This is a genomic window from Nocardiopsis chromatogenes YIM 90109 (assembly GCF_000341185.1).
Classification (GTDB): Bacteria; Actinomycetota; Actinomycetes; order Streptosporangiales; family Streptosporangiaceae; genus Nocardiopsis_A; species Nocardiopsis_A chromatogenes.
Map to the genome: position 1 here is coordinate 1 of NZ_ANBH01000290.1, position 25507 is coordinate 25507.

The window sequence follows — 25507 nt, forward strand, 5'->3', positions numbered from 1 at the left end:
CTCGTCCTGGCCCGCACGGTCGTGCACCACGAACGCGCCGGTGTCCTTCGAGGCGGCGTTGGCCGCGCTCAGCCCGGCCGCGATGGCGTTGCCGGAGAAGTTCACGGGCACGTCGCCGTGGCCCACGATCTGGTTGCCGCCGCCGGCGGAGCCGTTGCCCGAGGTGACGGGCGCGCTCTGGCCGCTGCGGCCCCCCTCCAGCACCCAGGCGCCGGAGTCCTCGGAGGTCGCGGCGGCGGTGCTCAGCACCCCGGCGACCGCGTTGCCCGAGGCGTTGACCGGGACGTCCAGGTCGAGCACGCCCTGGTTGCCGCCCAGCACCGAGCCGTTGCCCGAGGTGACCGGGCCGTCGTCGCCGCGGTGGTCGATGACCCGGGCGCCGGTGTTCTTCGAGGTGGCGTTGGCGGTGCTGCCGCCCAGCGCGATCGCGTTGCCGGAGACGTTCACGGGAACGTCGGCGTTGCCCACGATCTGGTTGCCGCCGCCGATGGAGCCGTTGCCCGAGGTGACGGGCGCGGAGTCGGCGAAGGAGACACCGGCGCCCAGCGCGACGAACCCGGCGGTGAGCAGAGCCGTCTTGGCGGAGGTGCGAACCCACTTGCGCATGTGGGATTTCCTTTCAGAGTACAGCGTGGAATGAGATGGAACCGTGCGTGACCGCTCGCGCCCCGGCGCCCGTGGATCGGGCACCGGCACGTCCTGGGCCGGACGGGGGCGCGCTCCGGTCACACCCTGATGCGTGGGTGGTGCACGCCCTGTGTCAGCTCCGCTCTGGCCGAGCGGCGGCTGACGTGAACCCCGCGGGCGGGCCGTGCCCGCGGGACTCGCGTCAGCCCCCGGTCCGCGAAGGACCGGGAAGCCTGGTCCTTCACGCCCTCCTGCGGCGGCGCCCGGCGACCAGCGCCGCCAGGCCCGCCCCGAGGGCCACCGCCCCGGCGACGGCGACCGCCGCCACACCGGGGCCGGTGACCGGGAGGCCGCCCGCGGCCTCCTCGGCCGCCGCGGGCGGGGCCGCGGCGGAGGGGGACGCGGAGGGCGCGGCCGCCTCGGGGGCGGCCGCCTCCCGGTCCCGGCGGTCCTCGGGGGCCGCCTGCCCGCCCTCGCGCTCCTGGTCCTCCTCGGGCGCGTAGCCCTCGGGGGACTCCTCCGGCGCGTAGCCGTCGGGGCTCTCCTCCGGGAACGGCTCGTCGTAGCCGTCCCCGCCGTCCCCGCCGTCCTCGCCGTCGGACCCGTCGCAGGCCGCGGTGGCGCTCCCCCCGACCGCCACCGCGTTGCCACAGGCGTTGACCGGGGTGTCGGCGTCGGCGCCCGCCTGATTGCCGCCGAGCACCGACCCGTCGCCGGAGGTGGTGGAGGAGCCCGAGCCTCCGGAGGTCCCCGCACCGGAGTCCGAGCAGGTCGCCCCGGCGGTCCCGAGGACGGCCACCGCGTTGCCGCAGACGTTGACCGGGGCGTCGGCGTCGGCGCCCGCCTGATTGCCGCCGAGCACCGACCCGTCGCCGGAGGTGGTGGAGGAGCCCGAGCCTCCGGAGGTCCCCGCACCGGAGTCCGAGCAGGTCGCCCCGGCGGTCCCGAGGACGGCCACCGCGTTGCCGCAGACGTTGACCGGGGCGTCGGCGTCGGCGCCCGCCTGATTGCCGCCGAGCACCGACCCGTCGCCGGAGGTGGTGGAGGCGGCGGCCGGGGCGGCCGCTGCGGCGATGACGCCTGCGGCCGCGAGGGCGGCGAGTGTGGTCCTGGACATGGGTCGGATCCTTTTCCGTGGAGCGGACGTGTCGCGAGAGGTCACCGGAGCGGGGCACGGCGACGGGGCGGGGGCGCGGGGCGGCCGCGGCGCGCACGCCGGGGCCGGGCGGCGCCCGCCGCCGGGAAAGGGTGTACTAGTCGGGCGAGTACGACGGGTCGTCCGCGGCGTCGCGGACGACCAGGGTCGGGTCGCCGGGAAGAATCGCGCGCTGGGCGGCGGGGCGCAGGGCGCCGCCGCGCTGCTGCAGCCAGAATCCGGCCGCGGGCGCGGGGAAGGGAGAGGAGGACACACCGGTCGCGGCCGAGTCGGAACCGCTCCAGGCACCCTCGGTGTCGGGGGCGTGGCCGTGCTCGGCGGCGCGCTCGCCCTCGGTTCCGGTGACGGCGGTACCGCCGGTGGCCGCGGGGCGCTCGGCGCCCGCACGGTCGGCCAAGGCGGCCGCGGCGCGCTCCCGGGCGCCGCGTGCGTGCGCACCGGCGCGGTCGCGCTCGCGCGCGCCGTCCTCGCTGCGGGGCCGCTCGGGCGCGGTGTCCGGGCCGTTGCCGACGATCCGCCCGAGCCCGTCGCGGACCCGGTCGGTGGCGTCGGCGGCGTCGGCCCCGAGCCCCTTGGAGACGGCCGAGGCGAGCTCCCCTTCTGCGAGGGAGGTGCGCAGCGGCTCGCCGAGCGGTTCCCCGGCGATCTCGCGGACGCCTTCACGGACGCCCTCGCGGCCGGAGCGGACGGTGCCGGCGACCACGCGGTCCCCGACGGAGCCCTCCGCAGAGCCGACCGTGGCCCCGACCTCGGAACCGACGGACCGCACGGCCGCGTCGGCGCGCCGCACGGTGGAGCCGACGGCGTCTCCGCCGACACCGGCGGCGCCGTCGACCGTGGAGCCGACGGTGCCGTTCACCGCGTCCGAGACACCGCGGCCGCCGTCGTCGGCGGCCCTTCGCGCCTCCGCGGGCCGACCGGCCTGCTCCCCCGACGGCGCCGTGTTCGGCTCCGCCTCCTCCTGGTGCGCCTGCCGGGCCGTCCGCGCCTCCTCGACCGCCCCGTCCGCGGCCCCGCTCACGACGGGGACCTCGGCCAGGGCGTCGTCGGCGGCGTGCGCCGCGGAGGCGCCGACCAGCCAGCCGCCGGCCACGAGGCCGGTGACCACCGCGAGGCGGCGCAGGGCGCGGACGCCCGGCAGGCACACGGCGCCGACGGGGCGGACCCGCCTGCCGATGCCGACCTGCACCATGGAAAGCCACCTCGGGTGAATGAAGACGCACGGGTGCGCCGACCGGAGAACCCGGCCGACGGCGGGAACGTGTCCCGCAGACTGAGAGTCACGCTAGCACCACGATGCGCTATCGGCGCAGGGAAAACAGCGAAACGGGCCGGAAAAATTCTCCGGCCCGCCTCGACGCCCTCACCTGCCCCGGGTCAACTCATGTCGATGAACCGGTCCAGCACCCGCGCGCCGAACCGCAGGGCGTCCACGGGGACGCGCTCGTCGACGCCGTGGAACATGCCGGAGAAGTTCAGCTCCGGGGGCAGGCGCAGGGGGGCGAAGCCGTAGTTGCGGATGCCGAGCCGCTGGAAGCTCTTGGCGTCGGTGCCGCCCGACAGGCAGTACGGCACGGCGCGGGACCCGGGGTCCTCCTCCTCCAGGGCGCGCGCCATGGCCGAGACGAGGCCGCCCTCGAAGTCGGTCTCCACCGAGGGGAGGTGGTGGATGAACTCGCGCTCGACGTTGGGGCCGAGCAGCCGGTCCACCTCGGCGAAGAACTCCTCCTCCATCCCGGGCAGGAAGCGCCCGTCGACCTGGGCCCCGGCCGAGCCGGGGATGACGTTGGCCTTGTAGCCGCCCTCCAGGACGGTGGGGTTGAGCGTGTTGCGGAGGGTGGCGCCGATCATCCCGGCGATGGGGCCGAGGCGGGAGAGCACCGCCTCGGGGTCCTCCTCGTCGAAGGGGATGCCGAAGGCGTCGCACACCTCCTCCAGGAAGGTGCGCACGGTCTTGGTGAGCCGCACGGGGAACTCGTGGCGGCCGAGCCGGGCGACGGCCTCGGCGAGCTCGGTCACCGCGTTGTCGTCGTTGACCATCGACCCGTGCCCGGCGGTGCCGCGCGCCTTGAGGCGCATCCAGGCGATGCCCTTCTCGGCGGTCTCGATGAGGTAGAGGCGCCGGTTGTCCTCCACGGTGAGGCTGAAGCCGCCGACCTCGCTGATGGCCTCGGAGCAGTCGGCGAACAGCTCGGGGTGGTTGGCCACCAGCCACTGGGCGCCGTAGGTGCCCCCGGCCTCCTCGTCGGCGAGGAACGCGAGCACGACGTCGCGCGGCGGGCGGCGCCCGGAGCGCACCCGCTCGCGGAAGACGGCCAGGGCCATGGCGTCCATGTCCTTCATGTCGACGGCGCCGCGGCCCCACACGCACCCGTCGGCGATCTCGCCGGAGAAGGGGTCGTGGGTCCAGTCGGCGGCGTCGGCGGGCACCACGTCCAGGTGCCCGTGCACGAGCAGGGGCGCCCGCGAGGCGTCCTCGCCGGGGATGCGCGCGATGACACTGGTCCGCCCGGGGGCCGACTCGAGCACCCGCGGCTCGATCCCCACCTCGTCCAGCTTCCCGGCGACGTACTCGGCGGCCTCCCGCTCCCCCGGACCCGACATGTCCCCGTAGTTGGAGGTATCGATGGCGATGAGCTCCCGGCAGAGGTCGACGACCTCCGCCTCGGCCCCGCTGAGGGCACCGCTGCCTTCGGTCTCGGGCATGGTGTGCACCAGCTCCTCTCGGCGACGTATGGATCCGACCTTCCCATGCTCCACCCCGGCGGAAAACGATGTACGACCGGCCTCAGACCTTTGCTATGGTTAAGCGTGTCCGCGCAACGACGCGGACCGGGTCCGGGTGGCGGAATAGGTAGACGCGCTAGCTTGAGGTGCTAGTGCCCGTTAAGGGCATGGGGGTTCAAGTCCCCCCTCGGACACGCCAGTTCGTACATGTTGTGCGGGTCGAGGCTTCCCTCGGCCCGCACAATGCGTTCTACGGGGTGGTAGGTCAGCCGAAGGTCCAGCCCCCTGTAGAGGGCGGCCTTCGCCTCACGGTCGGCTCGCCTGATCATCTGGGAGACATCTCCTATCGCTTCGAGGCAGGCCACGATCTCTTCCTCCTCCAGCTGCCGGGGCCCAGTGCTCTGCTCAGTGAGCCGGGCATGCGCCAGCGCCCGGTCGGCCTGGACCTCCTTGATCCACGCTGAGACCACTTCGGGGTCGGTGCCCGCTTCCAGAGCTTGGCGGTAGCGGGCCAGCTTCTCCTCGCACTCGGCGACCTTCTGTTCAGCCTCCCGCCGCACCGCTCCGTCCGTTCCGCTCTCCTGCTGGGACTCGGCGATCACCCGCACGGTGTCACCACGCCGGACGGGGTCGAACAGCTTGGCCAGCCACGTGTCCAGCGTCGGCAGGACATCGGCTTCACGCAGATACACGGTGCGCGGGTGCTCAACATGGTTGGAAGTGGCGTACTCGTTCGGGAAGGTGCACCGGTAGTAGGCCTGGTCGTTGTTCCAGCTGCCCTGCATCCGGCGCGCACAGAGCCCGCAGTGCAGCCGACTCCTCAGCGGGTAGACGCGTCCCGTGCTGCGCGGGCGGCGCACCACGGGACGACGGCCCTTGACCTCCAGCAGGCGCTGGGCCAGCTCGAAGTCCTCATCGGAGACCAGCGGCTCGTGTACGACCTGCTCGGAGAAGACCCACTGGTCGGGGTCGTTCCAGCGCAGCCTGGTGGTGTAGCCCAAGGTGACGTCGCGGATGTCGATGAGCTCCTCGGACTTGCGCTGCTTGTTCCACACCTGCCTCCCGGTGTAGCGGGGGTTCTTCAGAATCGCCCGGATCGCGCTCTTGGCCCATGCCAGGCCGTTGCGGTGGGGATTTCGCCGGCGGTCGTGGGCGGAAGGAGAGGGGACACCTTCGCGGGTCAGCGTCTCGGCGATGGCGAAGATCCCCATCCCCTCCAGGAAGGCGGCGAAGATGCGCTGCACGATGTGGCAGGGGGCCCGGGCGGGGNTGCCGTCGGCGGCCTTGGCGGGATTCGGGTGCGGCCCCGCGTCAGCCAGCGTGTACCCGTAGGGAGGCCGCCCTCCCAGCCAGCGGCCTTCCAGTTGCGCCTGTGCCGACATGGCCGCTTGGACGCGGATCTGGATGCGTGTTCGCTCGCCCTTACTCGTGCCCCCGAACACGCTCATGATCATGGTGTGGGCTTCGTTGCGCGGGTCGATCGGTCCGCCGACCTCGGGCACCCACAGGGGAACGTCGAAGTGCTTGAACAGCGGGAAGGTCTCGTTGAACTGGCTGTCGTAGAAGACGCGCTGCGGTTCTCCGACCACGACGGCGTCGAAGCCGCGCTCGGGGTTCTCGAGTTGCCTGAGCAGACGTGAGGCCTCGGGCCGTCGCCGCAGGGGCACGGAGCGGGACTTGTCCACGTCGAAGAACTCGGTGGTGATCCGCCCCCGGCGTCCGATGAGGGCTTCGCTCCGGGTCCGTTGCCAGGCTCGTGAGGCTTGAGGGTCTTGCAGGTCGTCCGTGGACACCCGGGCCCACAGGGCGAAGCGGAGTTCTTCATCCTCGGTCCTGCTCACCGGGCTGTTGCTCATTCGCTGCGTTGCCTCCTTCCGGCTGCTGCGCACGCTGCTCGGATGCGGCCTGCTGTGCGTACGCATCGCGAATGATCTGCAGGAGCGCTCGCGCGGCTGACGGGGTGAGCATTGGAGGGGAGTCCGGAAGGACGGCGCGCACAGGAGGCGCCTCTCCCCCATCGCGTTCGGTATGGCCGCGAGGGTACCCCCCACCACCCCTCAGATTCTCGCGTTTTAGCTGGTCAGAAGCCTGATCTCGCTCGTCGGACACAGCACCCTCACCTCCGGGCAAGCACCCGGCCGGGCGGCACCAACGGCATGCCGCGGCAACCCCGACCGCCCACGCGACGCCAGCTCGTCCCTACCACCCTCCGCTTCACGGTGCCTCCCACCGCACCCGCGCCGGCCCCAGGCGCCCCGGCTGCCGGGGCGGATGCCAGTCCCCGCGCGGCGGCAGCTCCGCCGCCCGCCGCCACCCCGCCGCGCGCAGCGAGGTGCCGGGCTCATCGGCGCGGGTGTAGGTGACCAAGCGCCGATACCCCAGCGCCTTTGCCGCCCGCCATACCGCGCCGAGCAGCCGGGAGCAAGCGTTCGGCGTGCCGTCGGAGACCAGGCGGGTGACCTCGAGCGTGCGCCCATCGTCGAGCCCGCGGGCCACCGGACGTCCCACGATCGCCACCGCTACCAGCACCCCGTCGGCATGCCAGAGCCCGAGGCTGAACTTGTGCCCGCGCGGCGGCCCCAGGTGTCGGTGCCAGACCTCGACGAACGCCTTGGCCTCTGCCAACGGGACCGGCACCAGCTCCAGGTCCTGATGCCGGCGCCGGTTGGCGAACACCGCGGCGGCCGGAAGGGCGAACCCGCCCCCGCTCACCGCTCCTCCTCGTCTTCACCGGGGCAGGCCCACGGCGAGCACCCCCGCTCCGCCGGGTCCGCCTCCTCTCCCAGATCCACTTCGCCGAGCGGGATACGTGCCGGATGCAGGTAGAAGGTGCCGTCCAGCGGCATGCCGCGCGTTGCCGCGGCTGGGTGGCCGTGCCGGATCGCGGCATCGAAGTCGACCGCGTCGGCGAACGCCTCCGGCTCCTCAGCTCTCAGGAGGGCCCAGGAGGCGTTGGAGCGGTACGGGCAGCCGATGCACGCCGACTTCGGCGTGTCCCCGAGCCCGTGCACCGCCAGGTACGCGCGGCAGTCCTGCCGGGTCCACCCGATGTCCAGGAGCGGGAAGACGTTGCGCAGGTAGGCCACGTCCGCGTCCTTGGCGCGGTGGAACTCATCGGTGGAGATGCCGATGGCCTGCTCGGCATAGACGCCCCGCGGCACACGTGCCGGGTGCGGGTAGCCCAGCAGGCGCCGTGCTTCGCGCTTGAGCGGGCGGACCTTGTACTCGGAGGTGCACTGGCGCCGAGCCATGCCGCGGCTCCCGTCGGGCTTGGTGATGAACAGCGGCATGGAGGCGAAGCGGTGCCGCTCGTCCAGAGCATCGTGCCGGATGTTGCCGACGGACACTCTTCGGATCGTGATCCCGGCAGCGGCGGCAACGCCTTCGAGGCGCTCCAGGTGCCGGTAGACGGCGGCCGGCTCCCAGCCGGTGTCGGCGAACAGGGCGTAGTCGAACCTGGGGATCGCCCCTTGGGCGGAGAGCAGGAGAAGGGCGCTGGACTGCACCCCGGCTCCCAGGGAGAGCAGGCGCAGCTTCGGCGGAGCAGAACGTTTCACGGCAACGGCGTCGGACCACAGCGAGCCTCACCAAGGACTCAGGCCCACCCGGCCCACCGCGCTCACCCACCCGGCGACGACGCGTTCGCGTACGCAGAGCGTGCGCATCCCTCTCGCCTCCACCTCTGCGTCCGGTGAGGCCCCGCATCCGCGCACGCCGGGCGAACGCGCCACATCAGCCCAGCTCACACTCGACATGAGTGCGTTATTGCTGCTCAAGAGGCCAGTGCTTCATGGGGCTCCCGACACCCCAGGGAGGCTCGCGATGCCGACGACCCCGTTCTCCACCCTCCAGAACGCCCTCGCACTCCTCCTCGAAGGCACCGGCCCGCCCGGAAGCGAGCTGGCCGAACTGATCGGCATGCCGCCCCACGACCTGTCCGCCGCCGCGGCAACCCAGCAGCTCTTGAAGGCCGACCGCCCGACCGCCGACAAGGTGTGGCGCGGCATCGTCACCCGCGCCCGTGAGGGCGATCCGGCGTGGACGGTCATCGCCGTCGGGCTCGCACTGCCGGGCCTTGCCGCCGCCCGCCGGAGGCTCTGCCGTGACCTGCCGGAGGAAGCGGCCGACGTCGAGGCCGAGATGCTCACCGCGTTCCTGGCCGAGCTGAAGACCATCCCTCCGGCAACGCAGGCCCTGTGCCCGAAGCTGATCTACGCCGCCCGCAAGGCCGGCCAGCGACACCGCGACCGCGTCCTGCGCAACCGGCATCGGACCACGGACTTCGAGGAGGAGAACGTCCTCGCTCCCCTGCCCTCATCGGACGGGCCGGTCACCCTGCTCGGCGCCCACGTCCGCAACGGCATCCTCACTCACGCCGAAGCAGACCTCATCGCCCGCACCCGCCTGGAAAACACCTCCCTCACGCGCGCCGCTGACGACATGGGCCTGACCTACATCACAGCGCGCCGTTGCCGCCAGCGAGCCCAGGCCCGAATCGTCGAAGCTCTCCACGACGAGAAGGCACCAGAATCCATCGACGCCTGAGCCTGGAGAGACGAAGCGACACACTCAGGTGTAGGCGGCGTAGCAGCCCACCTGGCTGAATCCCCCGGTCCGCAGCGAACTCTCCGGGATCTCGGAAGGACCCCCGCAATTCGCGTACCGAGATGACCCGGTGCGCAGGATGTAACCCCGATGGCGACCATCCGCTGGCTGCAATGGATGGTCGCCAACGAGCATCAGGACTGGCCCAGTTTGGCGATCAGCTCGTTACACCAGACCAGAGCCGAACCCAGCGCCGACAGTACGCCTGCGGCCTTCCCGCTGGTGTCACCAGTCAGGAGGTCATGGGCGTTGCTCAGCCAGCGCTTCACGCCGCGCACCTGGCCCTGCGGATCCGCGGATGCACTCTCCAGGCGGTCAGTCTGTTCCAGCAGCTCTTCGCGCTCGGACGCGTCCAGGGACAGCTGCGGAGCCAGCTCTCGGATCTGCGCACACAGCTGCGCGAGGTCCGGAGTCGCGGAGATCTCGGTAGACGCCGACTGGCTGACCGTTCCCGAGGTTCGCGTCGCCAGCTGCACCCCGTTGCTGTCGCGAATGGTGATCTGGTCGCCCACGTGCGTGCCCCCCTGCGCCTTACTCTTTTCCCACATTGTGATGGAGCCGTTGAACGCCTCCAAAACGGTGACTCCGACTGAGGTCGGCCGGGCGAAACAGACGGTGCCCTGATCGAGTTCGGTGGCAGTGATCAGGCCGCGGCGGGTCAGGTCGCTGCCAGCCGCGTCGGCTTCGTCTTCCGTGACCTTGACACCCGCCACCCAGCCCAATGCGGTGTTGACCAGGTCGGCGGGATCTACCCGTTCCCACCCTTCGGCGTCGGCGTGCCCAACGAGACCGAGCACCCGCTCGCCGACCACTACCCGTCGGCCGCGGCCAGAGCGCTGCGCACGCAGGACAACGGCGTACCGGCGTCCCCGCTCACTCAGTTCGGAGCCCACTTGCCCGCCGAAGTTCTTGGACGTGTCCGCGAGGAGGTGGTCGCGAGTGAGGGCCTGGGTCAGCTCCCTCATGTTGGCCTGGGCCCACGTACACAACGGTTCGTCGAGCAGGTGCAGGTGCGCTTCTACGAACTGCATGGTGGGGTCGACGCCCCGCTCATCCGGCCCGCGTTCCTCTAGCTCCAGCAGCAGGAGCACGGTCGCCTCCACTGCGGCCAGGCGCAAGGTGGCCCCCTCAGGCACCTCGTCGAACCCCACCCCGCTGTACACGCCGAGGTACTCCGTCGTCAGCACTGCCTCCCCCAAGGAGCCCTCGATCGGCACCTGAACCGGGTTCCGAGCGAATTCCTTCTCGATCGCCCGGCTCATCTGCCGGATCCCCCGTTTGTTGATTTTAAACCCTTTGGCCATTTTTCTCCTGATTTGCCATGCTTCGCACCCCCACGGCGAAGCACCACTAGGGATACTACATCTAGTGAAGACATGTCGGTCATGCGCAACCGCTAGACACTAAGGGGGTAGGTTGATCCTCTGATTCCCTCGAGAGAATCTTGATGTCGAGGAGAACAAGCAGGGGGGACACCACCTATAAAGGCCCTGACCCTCGAAGGTACCCAAAGACTGGCACTCCCTGTTTTTCCTGACGAAGGAGTGCCCATACCCGAAAACACCGACGCCGCGGTGCATCTTTTCGCGCTCATGCTGTCCTACCCCGACCTGCTGTTCACCTCATCGAGGAGCCCATACCTCTCGCCGCCAACGCTATGAGCAGGCGCGGAACCATCACACCAGTGTGCACAAGGAAGGGGTGCTGCTGGTGGCCCCGGTGGTGCCACTGCCCCCGCGAGGCCCCTCACCCAGGGCGACATCGCCCAGGAGCCGCGCCTTCTGAAAACCGCTGCCGAGGCCGACCTCGCGCAGCCGGAACGCCTGGCCGACTGGCCGGTGATGCCGTGCAGCACGCGGGCCGACGAACAGGCAGTGCTGGTCAAGACCTTGGCGGAGGCGCCGTTGGCGGCCAGGCGACCCGGATCATGCGCGCCGCCGCCAGGAGCGGCAGACCCGTATAAGGCGACCGGGCGCCAGGCGAGGCAAGCGCCCGGACCCGCCCTCGGGCAAGACGCCAGCAGAAGGTATCCAGCATGTCAGCTGGTCCTCTTCGCGCCCGCCGTCAGGCGCTCCGGCGCTCGCTGCTCGGCCTCGTTCAGGGCGTGTCCCATACGGTGCCACAATCCACCCGCTTCCTCGAACCGCCCCACCCCACTTATCTCGACCGGGGCGCACACAGTAGGCGCAGAAGCAGCCCCGCTCGCCTGAGCGGATCCTCCTCCCCCGTTCTGCATTGGAGGTGAGGGCTCCTACGGGTGCCCCACTCCCCAGGGCGGGGAAGCAGCGAGCCTCCGGAGAACCCACCGTGCACAGGAAGGAGTAGTCGGCTTCCCCGCCTCCCCTGCTGGCCCCGCACCAGTGAGGAGAGCCAATGCCGACCACGCCGGGCGCCAGAGCCGTCTTCGTCCTGCTCCTCGCCGTCGTCGTGTTCATGCTGATCGCCGCCGCCCCCGCTCTGGCCGGGACCGGTGACACTGACCCCGGGGTCAGCGACCTCAACGAGGTCATCACCAACATCCGGAACTGGCTCGTCGGGCTGCTCGTCGCGCTGGCGACGCTGTTCCTGACCATCGGCGGACTGCGCTACCTCCTGGCCGGCGGCGATCCCGGGGAGGTGTCCAAGGCCAAGGACACTCTGAAGTTCGCCGCCTTGGGCTACGGGGTCGCGATTCTGGCCCCGCTCCTGGTGGAGATCCTGCGCGGCTTCCTGGGGCTGTCATGACCGGGCGGCGGTCGGTTCTCGTGCTGCTGGTGCTGACGGTCGCTGTCGCGTTTTCGGTCATGCCGAGCCAGGGGACCTATTCGGCCGCCGTGGTTGTGGCCGCTGAGGTGCCCGAGCCCTCTCCCGGTGCCCCGCCCGAGCCTCCGCCTGAGCAGCAGGAGCCCGAGCCCAGCCCGGAGCCCTCTCCCGAACCGGGGCCCGAACCCTCACCGCCCGTGGAAGACCCCGACGCCCCTGCCGAAGAGCCCTGTGGCCCCTTCGACTACGGGTGCATGGCCGAGGAGGCCTTCTACGGCTGGGTCCTCTCGCTGGTCACCAGCCTCATCGGGATGAAGTTGGTGGACACGGCTGTCGGCATGCTCTCCACCCCCATCCCGGCCGGCGGGATCGAGGAGGGCTGGCAGGTCTCGCTGGCGGTCACCAACACCGCCTACGTGCTGGTGGTGACCATCGCCGGGGTCCTGGTCATGACCAATCCGACCGTCCAGGCCTCCGCCTCCCTCAAGGAGGTGCTGCCGCGGCTGGTGCTGGGCTTCGTCGGCGCGAACGCCTCGTGGTTCCTGTGCCGGATGATGGCCGAGTTCACCAACGCCGTGGTGGCCGCCCTCCTCGGGGATGCGGCGAGCCCGGAAGGAGTGGCCAACGCCTTCGCCCGGCTGGTGACCGACCCGGCCTCCGAGCTGCTCGTGGTGGTCCTGCTCTTCCTGGTCGCCGGGGCGCTCCAGTTGTTCTTCCTGCTGGCAGCGCTGATCCGCGTCATGCTGTGGATGCTGCTGTGCGCGGTGGCGCCGATCGCGCTGGCCTTCCATGCGCTTCCGCAGACCGAGGCCATGGCGCGGCTGTGGTGGCGGGCCGTGGCGGCGGTGCTGGTCATCCCCGTCGCCCAGGCGTTGGTTCTGCGCATCGCGGTGGCGGTGTTCCTGTCCCGGGAGCAGATGCTCGGCGCGGTCGACTTCAGGGAGGCCGCGGGGTCCGTGGTCGACGTCTTCTTGTTGATCTCGTGCCTGTACGTGTTGGTGCGCATCCCGTTCTGGGCGTTCAAGCGGGTGTTCAACTACCAGGCCAGCCCGGTGGTGCGGGTGGCGAGGTTCGCGGTGAGCATGCTGGTCTTGCGCAGCATCGGAAAGGCGGTCGCCGCGGGCAGGGCCGCGAAGACGGCGAAGACCGCGGCTCCGCAGGCGGCTCGGCACTCCACCGCGGCCGCGGCCGCCTCCCAGCAGAAACCGGCCACCGGCAAGCCGCGCTGGCACCAGCCCGAGCTCCCCCTCGACCTGCGCAAGCCGAAACCCGCGCAGTCGCCGCTGCCCAGGATCGACAGCGACATCGGCGCAGACCAGCAGCGCCGAAGCGGCAAACGCAGCCGCTGGTACCAGTCCCCTCTCCCCGATGACGGCCAGCAGACCGCGCGCAGAAGGTGGCGTCAGGATCCGGTCCCCGGGATGCCGCGAGCGCGGTGGCGCCAAGGCCCGATACCGGGCATGGCCCGCCCACGGCGCTCCAAGCAGGAGCCGCTGTTCGAGACCACTGCCGAGATGCGGCGTCCGCCCCGTCGGCCACCGCCTGCAGGGCCGTCCAGCTCGTCGTCGCAGACGTCTTCGCAGGCGCCTCCCCCGCCACGCGAGCCGCCCAAGCGCTACAGCCGCGACCCCCGCAAGCGTCCCGTCCGGTCCAGGCCGCGCCGGGGGCGCTCCCGCAGGCCGAGGAGGGAGGAGGAGTAGATGCGTGTGCGCATGCCCGCCGACATCGAACGCGAGGACCGTATCCTGGCCGGGCTCACCGCCCGCCAGCTTGTGATCATCGGGGTCCCTGCACTGGCGACGTGGGCGCTGCTCGCGCCGTTGCTGGACACGGCTCCGCTTCCCGTGCTGGTCGGCGTCGCCGTCCCTGTGTTGGGCGCCTCGACGGCCGCGGCGCTGGTCAAGCGGGACGGGTTGAGCCTGGACCGGCTCGCGCTGGTGGCCTGGCGATTCCGGCGCTCTGCGCGCAGGCGCTCCACCAGCCGCGGCGCCGAACAGGGCATGCCGAGCTGGGTCACCGCCCAGGGTCCGCCTCTGCCTGTTCCGTTGGACCTGCCGGTTTCGGCCGTCGGTGAGGACGGGGTGATCGATCTGGCCGAGCACGGCTGCGCCGTTCTCCTTTCGTGCTCGACGGTCAATTTTCACCTGCGCACCGAGCAGGAGCAGGCCGCCCTGGTGGCCGGGTTCGGGGCCTTCTTGAACTCGCTGGCCTGCCCGGTGCAGTTCCTCGTCAGGGCTGAGGCGGTGCGGCTGGACCCGCTTGTCGCGGCGCTCGATGCGGCGGTGCCCTCGCTCCCGCATCCGGCGCTCCAGCGCGCCGCGCGCGACCACGCCGACTTCATCGACTCCCTGGCCGAGGGGCGGGACTTGCTCTACCGGCAGGTCCTGCTCGTCCTTCGTGAGCCGGCCGGGAAGGGGCGGCACGGCGCGGCGACGGTTCGGCGGCGGGCCGAGGACGCGGTCCGCGCCTTGGCGGCCGCCGGCAGCTCGGCTGTGTTCCTCGACGGCGCCCGGGCCGCCGCTGTGCTGGCCGCGGCGGCGAACCCGACCGACCCGAACGCCGCCCCTCCGGAGGGCCAGGCATCCCCGGAGGCCGTCATCACCGGGCCCGGCTGGAGGGAGGACTGATGCGCAGGAGGCGCAAGGCCCGCGGGGAGGGCCTCGGGGTCCCGGATGCCGATGTCGACATCGAGCCGCGCCGGATCCGTCTCGGGGACGGGGTGGCGGCGTCGTTCGTGGTCACCGGGTACCCGCCCGAGGTGGGCTATGCCTGGTTGGAGCCGCTGCTGACCTACCCGGGCCGGCTGGAGGTCTCGCTGCATGTGGAGCCGGTGCCGCCCGCGGTCGCCTCCGCCCGGCTCAAGCGCCAGATGGCCAGGTTCGAGTCCTCGTCGCGGGCCGATGCCGAGCAGGGGCGCCTGGAGGACTTCGAGACCGAGGCCGCGGCCGAGGACGCCCGACAGATGGCGGCCGCTCTGGCGCGCGGGGAGGGCAAGCTGTTCCGCGTCGGGGTCTACATCACCGTCCACGCCGCCGCCGAGCAGCAGCTCGACGACGAGGTGGGACACATCCAGTCGCTGCTGGCCTCGCTCCTGCTCGACGCGCGGCCCGCGACGTTCCGCCAGCTCCAGGGATGGGTTTCCGCGCTGCCTCTGGGGGTGGACCTGCTTGATCAGCGCCGGAGTATGGACACCGCCGCCTTGTCGGCCTCCTTCCCCTTTGCCAGCCCCGACCTGGCCGTGGAGGCCTCGCCGACCGCGGTCCTTTACGGGCTGAACGCCGCCTCCTCCGGGGTGGTCGTGTGGGACCGGTGGGCCCTGGACTCCTACAACTCCGTGGTCCTGGCCCGCTCGGGGGCCGGGAAGAGTTACTTCTGCAAGCTGGACCTGCTGCGCAACCTGTATGCCGGGGTGAGCGCGGCCGTAGTGGACCCGGAGGACGAGTACTCCCGACTGGCCGAGGCCGTGGGCGGGACCGTCATCCGGCTCGGCGCCCCCGGGGTGCACCTCAACCCCCTCGATCTGGCGCTGGACGAGGCGGCCAAGCGCGACGCGCTGACCCGCCGGGCGCTGTTCTTGCACACGCTGCTCGCGGTGATGCTGGGCCGGCCCTTGGAGCCGCGACGCCGCGCCGCATTGGACCGGGCGCTGGTGGCCGCCTACGCCAAGGCCGGGATCACCACCGACCGGCGCACCTGGAACCGGCCCGCCCCGCTGCTCGGCGACCTCTCCGAGGTGCTGCGCTCCGAGGGCGGGGACGGCCGGCAGGTCGCCGATGAACTCGAGCCGTTCGTGACGGGCTCGCACCGGGAGCTGTTCGCCGCGCCGACCACCAGCCGCCCGGCCGGGCACCTGGTGTCCTGGTCGCTGCGCGAGCTGCCCGACGAACTCAAGGCGGTCGGAACGCTGCTGGCGCTGGACTCGATCTGGCGCACCGTCGCCGAGGCCCGCGCCGACCATCCGCGCATGGTGCTGGTCGATGAGGGCTGGCAGCTCTTGCAGGCCGACGAAGGCGCCCGCTTCCTGTTCCGCTTGGCCAAGGCCGCACGCAAGAGGTGGGTCGGGCTGACGGTGGCCACGCAGGACGCCGGAGATGTGCTCGGCAGCGAGCTGGGGCGGGCCGTGGTGGCCAACGCCGCCACCCAGATCCTCATGCGCCAGGCGCCGCAGGCCATCGACCAGGTGGCCTCCGCCTTCGGCCTGTCCGAGGGCGAGCAGCAGCACCTGCTCACCGCCTCCCCCGGCCAGGCGCTGCTGTGCAGCGGGGACCGCCGGGTCGCCTTCCAGGTGGTGGCGAGCGAGGCCGAGCACCGGTTGGTAACCACCGACCCCACCGAGCTGCTGGACGCCGCGCACGGCGACGGGGGCCTTGCCGTGGATCTGGCTGCGGAGGAGGACGACCTGCTGTGATGGACATCTTCGTCGACTTGGGCCGCCTGCCGACGCTGCTCGCCGAGATCCTGCTCGGCGTCCTCGCCGCCATCGGCTGGTGGCTGCTGGTGCTCGTCCCCGCCGTCCTGGTCGCGGTTCACGTGGGGCGCATCGTGGTGGCCGTCGTGCGGAACGCGGCCTGGCAGCGCAACGCCCGGCTCGTGGAGATCCTGCCGCCCCCGACCTCGGACCTGTCGGGGGCCGAGGCGCTGTGGACCCGGATGCTCGGGCTGCTGCGGCCCGCGTGGAAGCGCCTGCTGTTCGGCCAGCCGCACGTGGTCTGGGAGTACCTCACCGACTCCGACGGCTTACGCATCCGGCTGTGGGTGCCCGGGCCGATCCCACCCGGGCTCGTCGAGCGCGCCGTCGAGGCAGCCTGGCCCGGTGCGTCGGCCACCGCCCGCCCGGTCCCCGTCCCCGATCCCGAGCGCGCCTGTCACGGCGGCCTGGTGCGCCTCTCCCGCCCGGACCACTTCCCTCTGGCCACGCGGCACGAGGACGACCCGCTACGCGCGGTGATCGGCGCGGCCGGCTCACCGGCCCCTGGCGAACAGGTGCTCGTGCAGGTCGCGGTGCGCCCGGTCACCGGAGGCCGCCTGCGCCAGGCCAACACCGCCGCCTCCCGGCTCCGCCAGGCCCACGGCACCTCCGGGCTGCTCGATGCCGTCACCCCGGGCAGGTCCTCCCGCGCCTCGCTGATGGCGCTGCGTCCCGAGGTCTCGGGAGAGGTCCGCGCCATCCTCACCAAGGCGACCGCCCCGCGCCTGGAGACGCTGGTGCGCTACTTGGTCACCAGCCCCGGCACCGCCCCCGAGGAGGCCGAGCGGCGGCGCGGCCGAGCGCACGCGGTCGCCGGGGCCTTCGCCGTGTTCACCCACTACAACCACTACGTGCGGGTGCGGCTGCCCGTCGTCGCCGGGCGCATGGCCGCCGCGCGCTGGTTCCACCGCGGCGACCTGCTCTCGGCCCGCGAGCTAGCCGCCGTGGCCCACCTCCCGGTCGACGACATGGTGCCCGGCCTGGAGCGCGCCCCTGCCCGGCCTGCTTCCCCTCCGCCGGGCATTGCCGGGGACGCCGCCGACAGCCGTCTGATCGGACGGGCTGAAGGGGCGCGCTCCCGGCCGATCGGCCTTCGCGTGGCGGACGCGCGCCACCACATGCACGTCATCGGCGGCACCGGGACCGGCAAGACCACCGCCCTGCTGAACATGATCCTCGACGACATCGGCAAGGGCCGCGGGTGCGTGTTCATCGAGCCCAAGGGCGAGTCCGACCTTCTGCTCTCCCGGCTCCCTGAAGAGGCCACAGAGCGCGTGGTGCTGATCGACCCCGACGACAACGCCCCTCCCCCACCGCTGTCCGTGCTCTCCGGGCTGCGCGGGGAACGCGAGCGCTCCGCCGACATGGTCACTGGGATCTTCCGGAGGATCTTCGCCGACTCCTGGGGGCCGCGCACCGAGGACATCCTGCGTTCAGCCTGCCTGACCCTGGCCGGGACCCCGCACGCCGGGCTGGCCAACATCCCGCGGCTGCTGGAGAACGCGAGCTTCCGGCGCCGCGCCACCGTCCGCATCGCCGACCCCGTCCTCAAGGGGTTCTGGTCCTGGTACGAAGACCTGTCCGAACAGGCCCGCGCGCACGCCACCGCCCCTCTGGCCAACAAGCTGCGCAGCGTGCTGCTGCGCGGATTCGCCCGCGACCTGCTGGCTAGCGGCAAGAACAGCCTGGACCTGCGCCGTCTCCTGGACGACGGCGCCATCGTCATCGCCCGGCTCCCCAAAGGCGTCCTCGGCGCCGACACCTCCAGCCTGCTCGGGTCGCTGCTGCTCGCCCAGACCTGGAACGCCGTCCTGGCCCGGGCCCGCCAGAGCGAGCCCGAGCGCCGCGACATCGGCATCTACCTGGACGAGTGCCAGAACTTCCTGACCCTGCCCTATGGCATCGACGAGATGCTCGCCGAAGCGCGCGCCTACCGCGCCGGGCTCGTCCTGGCCCACCAGGACCTCTCCCAGCTCCCGCGCGACCTTCAAGAGGCGGTCTCGGCCAACGCCCGCTCCAAGCTCTTCTTCGACGTCAGCCCCGAGGACGCCCGCGTGCTTGCGCGCCATGTGCGCCCCAACCTCTCCGAGCACGACCTGTCGCACCTGGACGCCTTCCAGGCCGCCGCCCGCCTGGTCTCCCACGGGGCTCTGACCCCGAGCTTCACCCTGCGCACCCGACCGCTCCCGCCCCCGGTCAAGGGACGGGCCACGCAGGTGCGCAAGGCCGCGCGTCGCCACAGCCCCACCCCGTGAAGGAGGTACCGCCGTGCGCCTTCCCCCTCGCCCCGACCACCGCGACGTCGTCCGCCCCCGCACCACCCCCGAGGCGATCCACCGGCTCATCAACCGCCTGACCCCGCGCGACCTGCGCATCATGCGCCTGGTCCACCGCCACCGGGTGCTGACCACCGACCAGATCGCCCGCCTGGAGTTCGCGTCCTACTCCTCGGCCAAGACCCGGCTGCTCACGCTGTACCGGCTGCGCGCCCTGGAGCGCTTCCGCCCCTGGACCCCGGTGGGGAGCGCCCCGTGGCACTACCTCCTCGACGCCCCGGGCGCGGAAATCCTCGCCGCCGAGCACGGCACCACGACCCGCGAGTGGGGGTACCGGCGCGACCGCGTCCTGGCCGTGGCCTACCGAAGCTCGCTCGACCACACCATCGGCACCAACGACTTCTTCATCGACCTGACCGGCCGCGCCCGTGTCCGCCGCGCGCGCTTGGCGTGGCGGACCGCCCGCGAGTGCGAGCAGCAGTTCGGCGACGTCGTCCGACCAGATGCCGCCGGCCACTGGAGCGAAGGCGAGCACACCACGCTCTTCTTCCTCGAGTACGACCGCGGCACCGAACCGCTGCGCCGCCTGGCGGCCAAGCTCGACGCCTACCACGAGCTGTCCCGGCTGACCGGCCACCAAGGCACCGTGCTGTTCTGGCTTCCCTCGGCCAAGCGAGCCGAGAATCTTCACCGCTACGTCGGCGACCCCCCGGTCCCCGCGGCGACCGGGGTGCACGGCGCACACCCCGCCGACCGCGTCTGGACGCCCTTCGGGCAGACGTGGCAACGCACACTCGCCGAACTGGGAGCGCCAGTCCCGCACCAGCTATTCCTGCCCGGCTGGGACGAAGCCGGGGAGGAACCCGATGGGTAGCCCCGGCTGCTTGCTGGCGCTCCTGCTCGCCCCCGTGCTGCTGGTCGGCATCGCGATCTCCACGCTCACCGCAGCGCTCAACGGCGGTGCCTCTTCCGCCTCCGCCCCGCAGAGCGTCGAAGGGGTGCCGGACACGCTTCTGGACGCCTACGTGCGCGCCCCGGCCGCTCTGGAGCAGGAGTTCCCCAGATGCACCGGGATGCGCTGGCAAGTCCTCGCCGGCATCGGCAAGATCGAATCCGACCTGCTCGCCGGGCACGACATCTCCCCCGAAGGCGACGTCTCCCCGCCGATGATCGGCCCCCGCCTCGACGGCTCCGGCAACGGCGGCAACCTCACCCCGCACTACGACACCGACGGCGGCCGCTGGGACGGCGACACCGAATACGACCGGGCCGTCGGCCCGAACCAGCACCTGCCCAACGGATGGTCCACCTACGGCGCCGACGGCAACGGAGACGGCACCGCCGACCCGCACAACGCCTACGACAGCGCCCTGGCCAGCGCCCGCGAGCTGTGCATGAGCGGCGGCGAAGAGGTCAACTTCAACGACCACGATCAACTCTCCCGGGCCCTGTTCCGCTACAACAACGCCGACTGGTACGTGGACCAGGTGCTCACCGAGATCGACCGCTTCGACGCGATCCCCGCTGCCGCTACCGCGGACGCTCCGGCGGGCCAAGGCGGGCGGACCGCGGTCGAGTGGGCACTTCAGCAGCTCGGCAAGCCCTACGTCTACGGCGCCAACGGCCCCGACGCCTTCGACTGCTCAAGCCTGGTCCAAGGGGCATGGGCCGCCGCCGGGGTCGACATCCCGCGGGTGACCACCGACCAGTACCAAGCAGGCGAACGGGTCTCCCTCGACGCCCTCCAGCCCGGCGATCTCCTCTTCTACGACACCACCGACGCCGGCGCCCCGGGCCCGGCCCCGTCCCACGTGACGATGTACATCGGTGAGGGGCAGATGGTGAACGCGCCGTCCTCCGGCAAGACCGTCCGAACCGAGCCAGTACAGGGCGACTTCTACAGCCCGAGGTTCATAGGAGCGGTCCGCCCCGGCCCGTAGCCGCAAGGCTTCCTGCTCGCTAGGCTCGTAGATGGCCGGCGTGATCGCTTTGCTTGGTCGCTTGGCACTCCTCACGGCCAGAGAGCCGGCGGGTTCCCCGTCGGCTCTCCGTCATGGGGCCACAGTTGTACCCGCTCTACCTACCACTGGCGAGCCAGCATCACGAACCGCAGAACCAGCTGCGGAAAGGCAGTCAGCTATTGCAGCTAGCACGTATCACAGGTTTCACTTCCAGCCTGAACGAGCTGCGGATACCTTCGGCGGTGGCCGGTCAGGGGCGAGCCGGCCTGGGGCAGCCCTCTTCGCCGTCGTCGTCAATCCATCCGGTGGTCGCCTGTGCGATCGGGTTGCCGCAGGCGGCGGGCGCGCCCCCCTCGGCAACGCACTAGCCCCGGGGGACAGGCGTTGACCGTGTACCTGGGGCGCGCCCCAAGGGCGTCGGACTCGGGCTTCGGCCTTAGCCGACCGGGGCGGCCCGGCCCCATGTGAGGATCCGCCCTGGTACGGGCGCCGGGACGGCGGGATTCATCACGCGCCCGTCTCCGACACGGGGCCGTCCGCGCCGCCCTCTCAGGGACGATGTCCGGGCGAGATGGCCGGTGAGGACACCTGAGGGCGGTACGCCTTGCAGACAAGACCCCCTCCAGCGCGACCCCGCGCGCAGATCAGCACGAGGCGGTGTAGCAGGCCACACGGCTGAAGTCGCCCTCCCGCAACGCTGCGGCGTCGATATCGAAGGTGATCATCCCGTTGTCGGCCCAACGGTAGCCATCCTTGGAGTCAAGCTGGAGCAGCAGGACTCGGTGCTCGCCGGGGAAGGGGCCGCCCTGCATCGGCCAGGGCCACCCGAAAGCCCGGTGCCCGTCCTCATCGTCGTCCTCGGTGAAGTCTTCGGGGACGTTGAGGAACGGCCACTCGTTTGGGTCCGCGCCCGCGATCTCCGGTATTCGGGCGGTGACTTGCGCGAACGCCTCCCACAACTGCGGGTCCTCCTCCCGGTCCTCCTTAGGTCCGGAGTAGGCCCTGCCCGGGTCGGGCAGCGCGGGCACAGGCTCGGCGCGGACCAGGCGCGCAGGCGGCGCCAGAGCTGTCGGGGGAGGCGGGACCTCGGCAGCGGTCTCCGGGTCCGCGGGCACCACCTTCCAGTCGAACTCGGACTCGAAGACGAAGTCACCGGAGAAGGTGTCGTAGCGGTCGCCGTTGCCCGCGAAGAAGATATTGAGCACTCCGGCCCCCTGGGGCAGGACCACGTCGAGCCCAGGGGCCAGGGCGTCAATGTCCATCACCGCGAGCAGGGTCATCGGGCCGTCCTCGGATTCGGGCCAGTCGTCCTTCGGGCCGAGGAGTGCCGGTCCGCCCAGGCGGAACCGGCCGGTGGGCGCCTGCTCCGGACCTGCGGTGTGCAGGGTGAAACCATCGCGGACCAGCGCAGCGACCCGAGAGCCCATGCCGGGGCCGAGCTGGTCGAGACACAACTGAGTGAAACGTTCCCTGAAGTCGTTTTTTAGCACGGTGGGTAGTGGAGCACACACCAGCGACAAACCGCCACTGTTCCCCCCTTGCCCACGGTATGGCCTCACCGGCTCCGCGTCATGGCGCCGTGTCCAACCGGTTCTCATCACCGCCGGGAGACTACTGTCCGCCTACACCAGGACACCGATCGTGATACAGGCACCCAGGCAGGCGGCAGTGGGAACGGCGACGAGCAGGGCCAGCGCCAAGTGCCGGAAGCGGCGGGCGTCGCAGGAGTTATGCACGTTCTGTCGGTCGGCGTTCCACAGCTCCGGGAGGTGCCGTTCCCCGTCCTCATCCACGGTGAAGGCCCACCAGATGTCCTCCAGGGAGACGGGGTAGCGGTACGAAGGGCCTCCAGCCACCGAGCCGCACTTGGTCGTGTGCCCAGATCCGGGGACCATCTTCCTGTAGGGAGGGCTGATGAGCAGGGGGGCAGGACGGCGAGGTAGCCGACGACCGCTGATGCGCGCACCAGCATCGGCGTCTCCGTGGAGGCCGACCGCCACCGTTCGCCATGGGGCGGCACCGGACTCTCCTGGCCGGGGCCGCGGACCCCAAGGGCCAGGTCGACACATGGCCCTGCCACGGTTCGGCCTTCGCGCGGTACGGTCTGGGCTCATGCCCACCGAGTCCACCGAATCCCACGATCCCGAAGAGCTCCGCACCGAGTTCCGGCGCCGCCTGCGGCTGCGGACGCGGGCGCTCGTGCTGATGCTCCTGGCCGGTGCCCCCTGGTGATCCTTCTTCTGTGGTCACCGGGCCGAGACCTGGCATCGCAGTTCGAGGAGGACCCGCCCTGCGACTCGCCCGCGGTGTCGCTGTTCAGCGGTCATCCCTGGGACGACTGGCGCGATTGGCGCTCGGAGCCCGAGTGGTGCCCAGCGGCACGGGCCCAGACCACCGCCTGGGCCGCGTTCCTCGCCGTCCCTGCGCTCTGGGCAGCGCGCCGCTGGGCGCGGATCTACCGGCAGAACCCGCCCCCGACCTCTGCCGAGTACGTCCGGCTCCACGGCGGTCGACCTCCGGCCTGACGCCGGGCGCTCCCGTCGGCCCAGCCTCAGTTGGTGCGGGTGTCGGTCAGGTGCCGGGCGATCAGCCCGACCACGACATAACCCGTCTCCGGGGCCTCGGATTAGTGGATGCACGGGGAGACGCCCCCACGCGAGTCCAGCCGGACGGGTCGACCGCTCCGGACACCGACAGCATCCGCTCGGCGCGCCACCTACAGGGCTGGAGAGATCGCCCGGGCGGTGCTGGTCCTGCAGAATCGCGAATCACGATGATCAGAGCTCAGTGTTCCGATTGAGCAGGTCGTGAGCCGCCTGGAAGGCTTCGGCCACCTCTCCGTACTTCCGGAGGCGCTCCGCGATCGCCAAGGTCTCGTTGCGCTGGCCGATCGCCCGCTCCAGAGCCGTGTCCAGGTCTTCGGCAAGGGAGTCGGAAACGGTGAGCAGAACGTTGGGGCCGAGCTCCCACAGGACGCTGTTCACGGCCGCGCACGCCACGGCGAGCGGATCGATGTCGGTCGCCAGCCACACAGCCGAAGCCGGGTCCCTGCCGCGGTTGCGCATGGTCTGAGCGGCGGCACGCAGCATGCCGCCCGTGCCCGCGGTGGGTTCGTAGACCCACGGCGCCTTGTCCAGGTCCTCCATGAGCAGGCTCGCCGCAGCGTCCGCGACGGGCGCAGGAGTGTAGTACTGGCCCCGTGCCGCGGCGCTTTTGGTTCCCCGCATCGTGGTGAGCAGGACGCCGAACAGGTCCACCTCCCAGCGGGTCTCCCGGATCCCGGTGAGTTCGAGCTGGCCGGCCGCGATCGCCGCACGGCCGGCGGCCCGTGCGGCTTCGCGCACGGCGTCCGTGGCCTGGTGTTGGCCGTGCCAGACCTCCAGCAGCGGCCACGCGGGGGTGGTCAGGTCAGGGCGGGTGCAGACGAAGTCCTCCCACTGCTGTCGGATGAGTTCGGTGAACTGTTCGGTGTCCAGCGCCGTAATGCGGTCGGCCACCTCGGCGCGACGGTCAGGCGGCGGGGCGAGGAACGAGAGCGCGGCGACCACCGAGGCGGGAACTTCGAGTCGGCCGTGGCCGTGGGCACTGTGCCATGCACTCTCCACCGCGTCGGCGATCGCCTTCGCGCGGTGCTCAGGTGCGTGCCGTGAATCGGACATGATCCTGCTCCTTCCGAACAGGTGTCCTACAGAAGTGCGTAGAGCCCGGGGCCCTTGCCGCGGTCCCCGGGCTCTGGCGTGCTCAGTCCGTGCGAACCGGCATGAGCAGGTGTTGGTAGGCCAGGTGCTCACCGGGGGCGCCGTCTTCGTCGGTGAGCAGCACGGGCTTGACCGGTGAGGTGATGTGGAGGGCGACGTGCTCACCGTGGAAGCAGGACAGGGCGTCCCGGAGGAAGTCCGCGCGGAACTGCAGCTCGAAGGGGGTAGCGAGCTTGCCTGCCATCCGCACGACAACCGGCGGGGCGGTGACGCGCACGGCGTCGTCGAGGACGGGGGTCACCGCGCATGAGCTCGGTTCGATGCTCAAGGTGAGGTGGCGGTACCGCTCCTTTTTCGCCGCGCAGATCGCGGCGGCTCGTTCCACAGCGGCGTTCAGGCCCTTTCGAGGGACGACGACCCCCTGTGCTCCCGGAAGACGGAGAAGGCGGCGGTAGTTGGGCATGTCGAGCCCCGAGAGCCCGACCAAGGCGGTGACGTCCCCGCTGGTGATGGAAGCGATGTTCGCTTCCAGCCCGATGGTGACGGTGGGACCGGTCAGGTGCTTGATGAGGTGCTCCAGGAACGAGCCGGGAAGCAGCGCTTCGATGTTCGGCCCCTCCGTGTCGACCGCGGGGATGCGGGCGACGGCGAGACGGTACCGGTCGGTGGCCGCCAGCTCGACACCGTCAGGCGTTCCGGCGAGGTGGAATCCCACCGTGGCCGGTACTTCCGTGTCCGTGCCGCGGGCGCACTTCACGCGGCACAGCTCGGAGGCGAACCGCTCCCGGTCTACCGTGATCCGGCTCCCGCGGGGGATGTCCGGCAGCGGCGGGTATTCGTCGACGTCGTAGGTGGTCAGCGGCACGGTGCAGCCGTCGGCCCGCATGACCGCGGTCGACGATTCGACCGCGAGCGTGATCGGCGTTGCGTCGGGCACGCGCCCCTTTCCCTTGACCAGTGCCTTCAGCACACGAACGGCTTCGGAGTGGTCAACGACCATTCGGCCCGGAGCCTGCGCGACGCCGGGCAGTGCGACCGTCACGGCGCACTCGTACTGGCAGCCCGTCAGGTGCACGTCGCCGTGCGCGTCGGCTTCCACCAGAACACCGCCCATCAGCGGGATGCTCGGACGAGAGTGGACGCCGAGGCCGGCGGTGGACAGGGCGGCGGCCAGCTCACCACGGGTGGTGGCGGCCGCCGGCCCGCCCATGAGGGCGGGCGCAGCGGTCGGGTTCATCGGATCCCCC

The 25507-nt window shown here is 71.4% G+C and carries 20 protein-coding genes, 1 tRNA gene and 1 pseudogene; 10 read left to right on the forward strand and 12 right to left on the reverse strand.

What is annotated here, in order from left to right:
- The 4 genes and pseudogenes from D476_RS0126060 to D476_RS0126075 all read right to left on the reverse strand — a co-directional run.
- Positions 1-606 (reverse strand): annotated as a pseudogene (locus tag D476_RS0126060) (hypothetical protein); the annotation flags it as partial.
- Between the two features lie 262 nt (positions 607-868).
- Complete coding sequence (locus tag D476_RS0126065; protein ID WP_017626850.1) at positions 869-1744, reverse strand: chaplin family protein; 876 nt, start codon at positions 1742-1744, stop codon at positions 869-871.
- A gap of 136 nt (positions 1745-1880) precedes the next feature.
- Positions 1881-2975 (reverse strand): hypothetical protein, encoded by a 1095-nt coding sequence (locus D476_RS0126070; RefSeq protein ID WP_017626851.1) that lies wholly within the window; start codon positions 2973-2975, stop codon positions 1881-1883.
- A 185-nt stretch (positions 2976-3160) separates the two neighbouring features.
- Positions 3161-4489, reverse strand: coding sequence for a M20/M25/M40 family metallo-hydrolase (locus D476_RS0126075; protein ID WP_017626852.1), 1329 nt, complete (start codon positions 4487-4489; stop codon positions 3161-3163).
- Between the two features lie 130 nt (positions 4490-4619).
- On the opposite strand from D476_RS0126075, the gene D476_RS0126080 reads away from it, so the two are divergent.
- A tRNA-Leu gene (locus D476_RS0126080) sits at positions 4620-4704 on the forward strand.
- Here the strand turns inward: D476_RS0126080 and D476_RS40180 are convergent.
- The 3 genes from D476_RS40180 to D476_RS0126105 all read right to left on the reverse strand — a co-directional run bounded on the left by D476_RS40180 (position 4660) and on the right by D476_RS0126105 (position 8067).
- Entirely contained in the window at positions 4660-6528 is a 1869-nt protein-coding gene (locus tag D476_RS40180; protein ID WP_394296945.1) for a recombinase family protein, read from the reverse strand. The genes D476_RS0126080 and D476_RS40180 overlap by 45 nt on opposite strands.
- Before the next feature lie 196 nt (positions 6529-6724).
- A complete protein-coding gene (locus D476_RS0126100; protein ID WP_017626853.1) occupies positions 6725-7222 on the reverse strand; it encodes an XF1762 family protein in 498 nt (165 codons plus the stop codon).
- Positions 7219-8067 (reverse strand): hypothetical protein, encoded by an 849-nt coding sequence (locus D476_RS0126105; protein ID WP_152529435.1) that lies wholly within the window; start codon positions 8065-8067, stop codon positions 7219-7221. Before D476_RS0126105 ends, D476_RS0126100 begins: the two co-directional genes overlap by 4 nt.
- Positions 8068-8332: 265 nt before the next feature.
- Here D476_RS0126105 and D476_RS38295 point away from each other — a divergent pair, with 265 nt between their 5' ends.
- The gene (locus D476_RS38295; RefSeq protein WP_017626855.1) at positions 8333-9055 is read left to right on the forward strand and encodes a hypothetical protein; all 723 of its coding nucleotides are present in this window, start codon (positions 8333-8335) and stop codon (positions 9053-9055) included.
- 194 nt (positions 9056-9249) lie between these two features.
- Here D476_RS38295 and D476_RS0126115 read toward each other — a convergent pair whose 3' ends face one another.
- On the reverse strand, positions 9250-10419 hold the full coding sequence (locus tag D476_RS0126115) for a hypothetical protein (RefSeq protein WP_017626856.1): 1170 nt from the start codon (positions 10417-10419) through the stop codon (positions 9250-9252).
- 1069 nt (positions 10420-11488) lie between these two features.
- Here D476_RS0126115 and D476_RS0126120 point away from each other — a divergent pair.
- From D476_RS0126120 to D476_RS0126150, 7 genes are all read left to right on the forward strand, one after another.
- Entirely contained in the window at positions 11489-11839 is a 351-nt protein-coding gene (locus D476_RS0126120; protein WP_017626857.1) for a pilin, read from the forward strand.
- 215 nt (positions 11840-12054) lie between these two features.
- A complete protein-coding gene (locus D476_RS0126125) occupies positions 12055-13557 on the forward strand; it encodes a hypothetical protein (protein ID WP_152529436.1) in 1503 nt (500 codons plus the stop codon).
- On the forward strand, positions 13558-14484 hold the full coding sequence (locus D476_RS0126130; protein WP_017626858.1) for a PrgI family protein: 927 nt from the start codon (positions 13558-13560) through the stop codon (positions 14482-14484).
- Entirely contained in the window at positions 14484-16265 is a 1782-nt protein-coding gene (locus D476_RS0126135; protein ID WP_017626859.1) for a VirB4 family type IV secretion system protein, read from the forward strand. The genes D476_RS0126130 and D476_RS0126135 overlap by 1 nt, the downstream gene beginning before the upstream one ends.
- Positions 16265-18580, forward strand: a complete 2316-nt coding sequence (locus D476_RS0126140; RefSeq protein ID WP_017626860.1) for a type IV secretory system conjugative DNA transfer family protein — start codon at positions 16265-16267, stop codon at positions 18578-18580. The genes D476_RS0126135 and D476_RS0126140 overlap by 1 nt, the downstream gene beginning before the upstream one ends.
- Positions 18581-18593: 13 nt before the next feature.
- Entirely contained in the window at positions 18594-19475 is an 882-nt protein-coding gene (locus D476_RS0126145; RefSeq protein WP_017626861.1) for a replication-relaxation family protein, read from the forward strand.
- Complete coding sequence (locus tag D476_RS0126150; RefSeq protein ID WP_026123866.1) at positions 19468-20541, forward strand: C40 family peptidase; 1074 nt, start codon at positions 19468-19470, stop codon at positions 20539-20541. The genes D476_RS0126145 and D476_RS0126150 overlap by 8 nt, the downstream gene beginning before the upstream one ends.
- A 665-nt stretch (positions 20542-21206) precedes the next feature.
- Here the strand turns inward: D476_RS0126150 and D476_RS36745 are convergent.
- Positions 21207-21989, reverse strand: coding sequence for a DUF1963 domain-containing protein (locus tag D476_RS36745; RefSeq protein ID WP_083939652.1), 783 nt, complete (start codon positions 21987-21989; stop codon positions 21207-21209).
- A gap of 195 nt (positions 21990-22184) precedes the next feature.
- The gene (locus D476_RS0126160; protein ID WP_152529437.1) at positions 22185-22418 is read right to left on the reverse strand and encodes a hypothetical protein; all 234 of its coding nucleotides are present in this window, start codon (positions 22416-22418) and stop codon (positions 22185-22187) included.
- A gap of 372 nt (positions 22419-22790) precedes the next feature.
- Between D476_RS0126160 and D476_RS37675 the strand changes: the two genes are divergently transcribed.
- The gene (locus D476_RS37675) at positions 22791-23087 is read left to right on the forward strand and encodes a hypothetical protein (protein ID WP_152529438.1); all 297 of its coding nucleotides are present in this window, start codon (positions 22791-22793) and stop codon (positions 23085-23087) included.
- A gap of 252 nt (positions 23088-23339) precedes the next feature.
- On the opposite strand, the gene D476_RS34630 is transcribed toward D476_RS37675, so the two are convergent.
- Entirely contained in the window at positions 23340-24221 is an 882-nt protein-coding gene (locus D476_RS34630) for an N-6 DNA methylase (RefSeq protein WP_017626865.1), read from the reverse strand.
- A gap of 82 nt (positions 24222-24303) precedes the next feature.
- On the reverse strand, positions 24304-25497 hold the full coding sequence (locus tag D476_RS0126175; RefSeq protein WP_083939648.1) for a DNA polymerase III subunit beta: 1194 nt from the start codon (positions 25495-25497) through the stop codon (positions 24304-24306).
- Positions 25498-25507: the final 10 nt, after the last annotated feature.

What these genes read in the sequence shown, in the direction of transcription:
- D476_RS0126150 (WP_026123866.1), top strand. Translation starts at nt 19,468, where the DNA reads ATGGGTAGCCCCGGCTGCTTGCTGGCGCTCCTGCTCGCCCCCGTGCTG.
- D476_RS0126065 (WP_017626850.1), bottom strand. Translation starts at nt 1,744, where the DNA reads ATGTCCAGGACCACACTCGCCGCCCTCGCGGCCGCAGGCGTCATCGCC.
- D476_RS0126120 (WP_017626857.1), top strand. Translation starts at nt 11,489, where the DNA reads ATGCCGACCACGCCGGGCGCCAGAGCCGTCTTCGTCCTGCTCCTCGCC.
- D476_RS34630 (WP_017626865.1), bottom strand. Translation starts at nt 24,221, where the DNA reads ATGTCCGATTCACGGCACGCACCTGAGCACCGCGCGAAGGCGATCGCC.
- D476_RS0126115 (WP_017626856.1), bottom strand. Translation starts at nt 10,419, where the DNA reads ATGGCCAAAGGGTTTAAAATCAACAAACGGGGGATCCGGCAGATGAGC.
- D476_RS38295 (WP_017626855.1), top strand. Translation starts at nt 8,333, where the DNA reads ATGCCGACGACCCCGTTCTCCACCCTCCAGAACGCCCTCGCACTCCTC.
- D476_RS36745 (WP_083939652.1), bottom strand. Translation starts at nt 21,989, where the DNA reads ATGGGCTCTCGGGTCGCTGCGCTGGTCCGCGATGGTTTCACCCTGCAC.
- D476_RS0126140 (WP_017626860.1), top strand. Translation starts at nt 16,265, where the DNA reads ATGGACATCTTCGTCGACTTGGGCCGCCTGCCGACGCTGCTCGCCGAG.
- D476_RS0126175 (WP_083939648.1), bottom strand. Translation starts at nt 25,497, where the DNA reads ATGAACCCGACCGCTGCGCCCGCCCTCATGGGCGGGCCGGCGGCCGCC.
- D476_RS0126135 (WP_017626859.1), top strand. Translation starts at nt 14,484, where the DNA reads ATGCGCAGGAGGCGCAAGGCCCGCGGGGAGGGCCTCGGGGTCCCGGAT.
- D476_RS0126130 (WP_017626858.1), top strand. Translation starts at nt 13,558, where the DNA reads ATGCGTGTGCGCATGCCCGCCGACATCGAACGCGAGGACCGTATCCTG.
- D476_RS0126075 (WP_017626852.1), bottom strand. Translation starts at nt 4,489, where the DNA reads ATGCCCGAGACCGAAGGCAGCGGTGCCCTCAGCGGGGCCGAGGCGGAG.
- D476_RS0126070 (WP_017626851.1), bottom strand. Translation starts at nt 2,975, where the DNA reads ATGGTGCAGGTCGGCATCGGCAGGCGGGTCCGCCCCGTCGGCGCCGTG.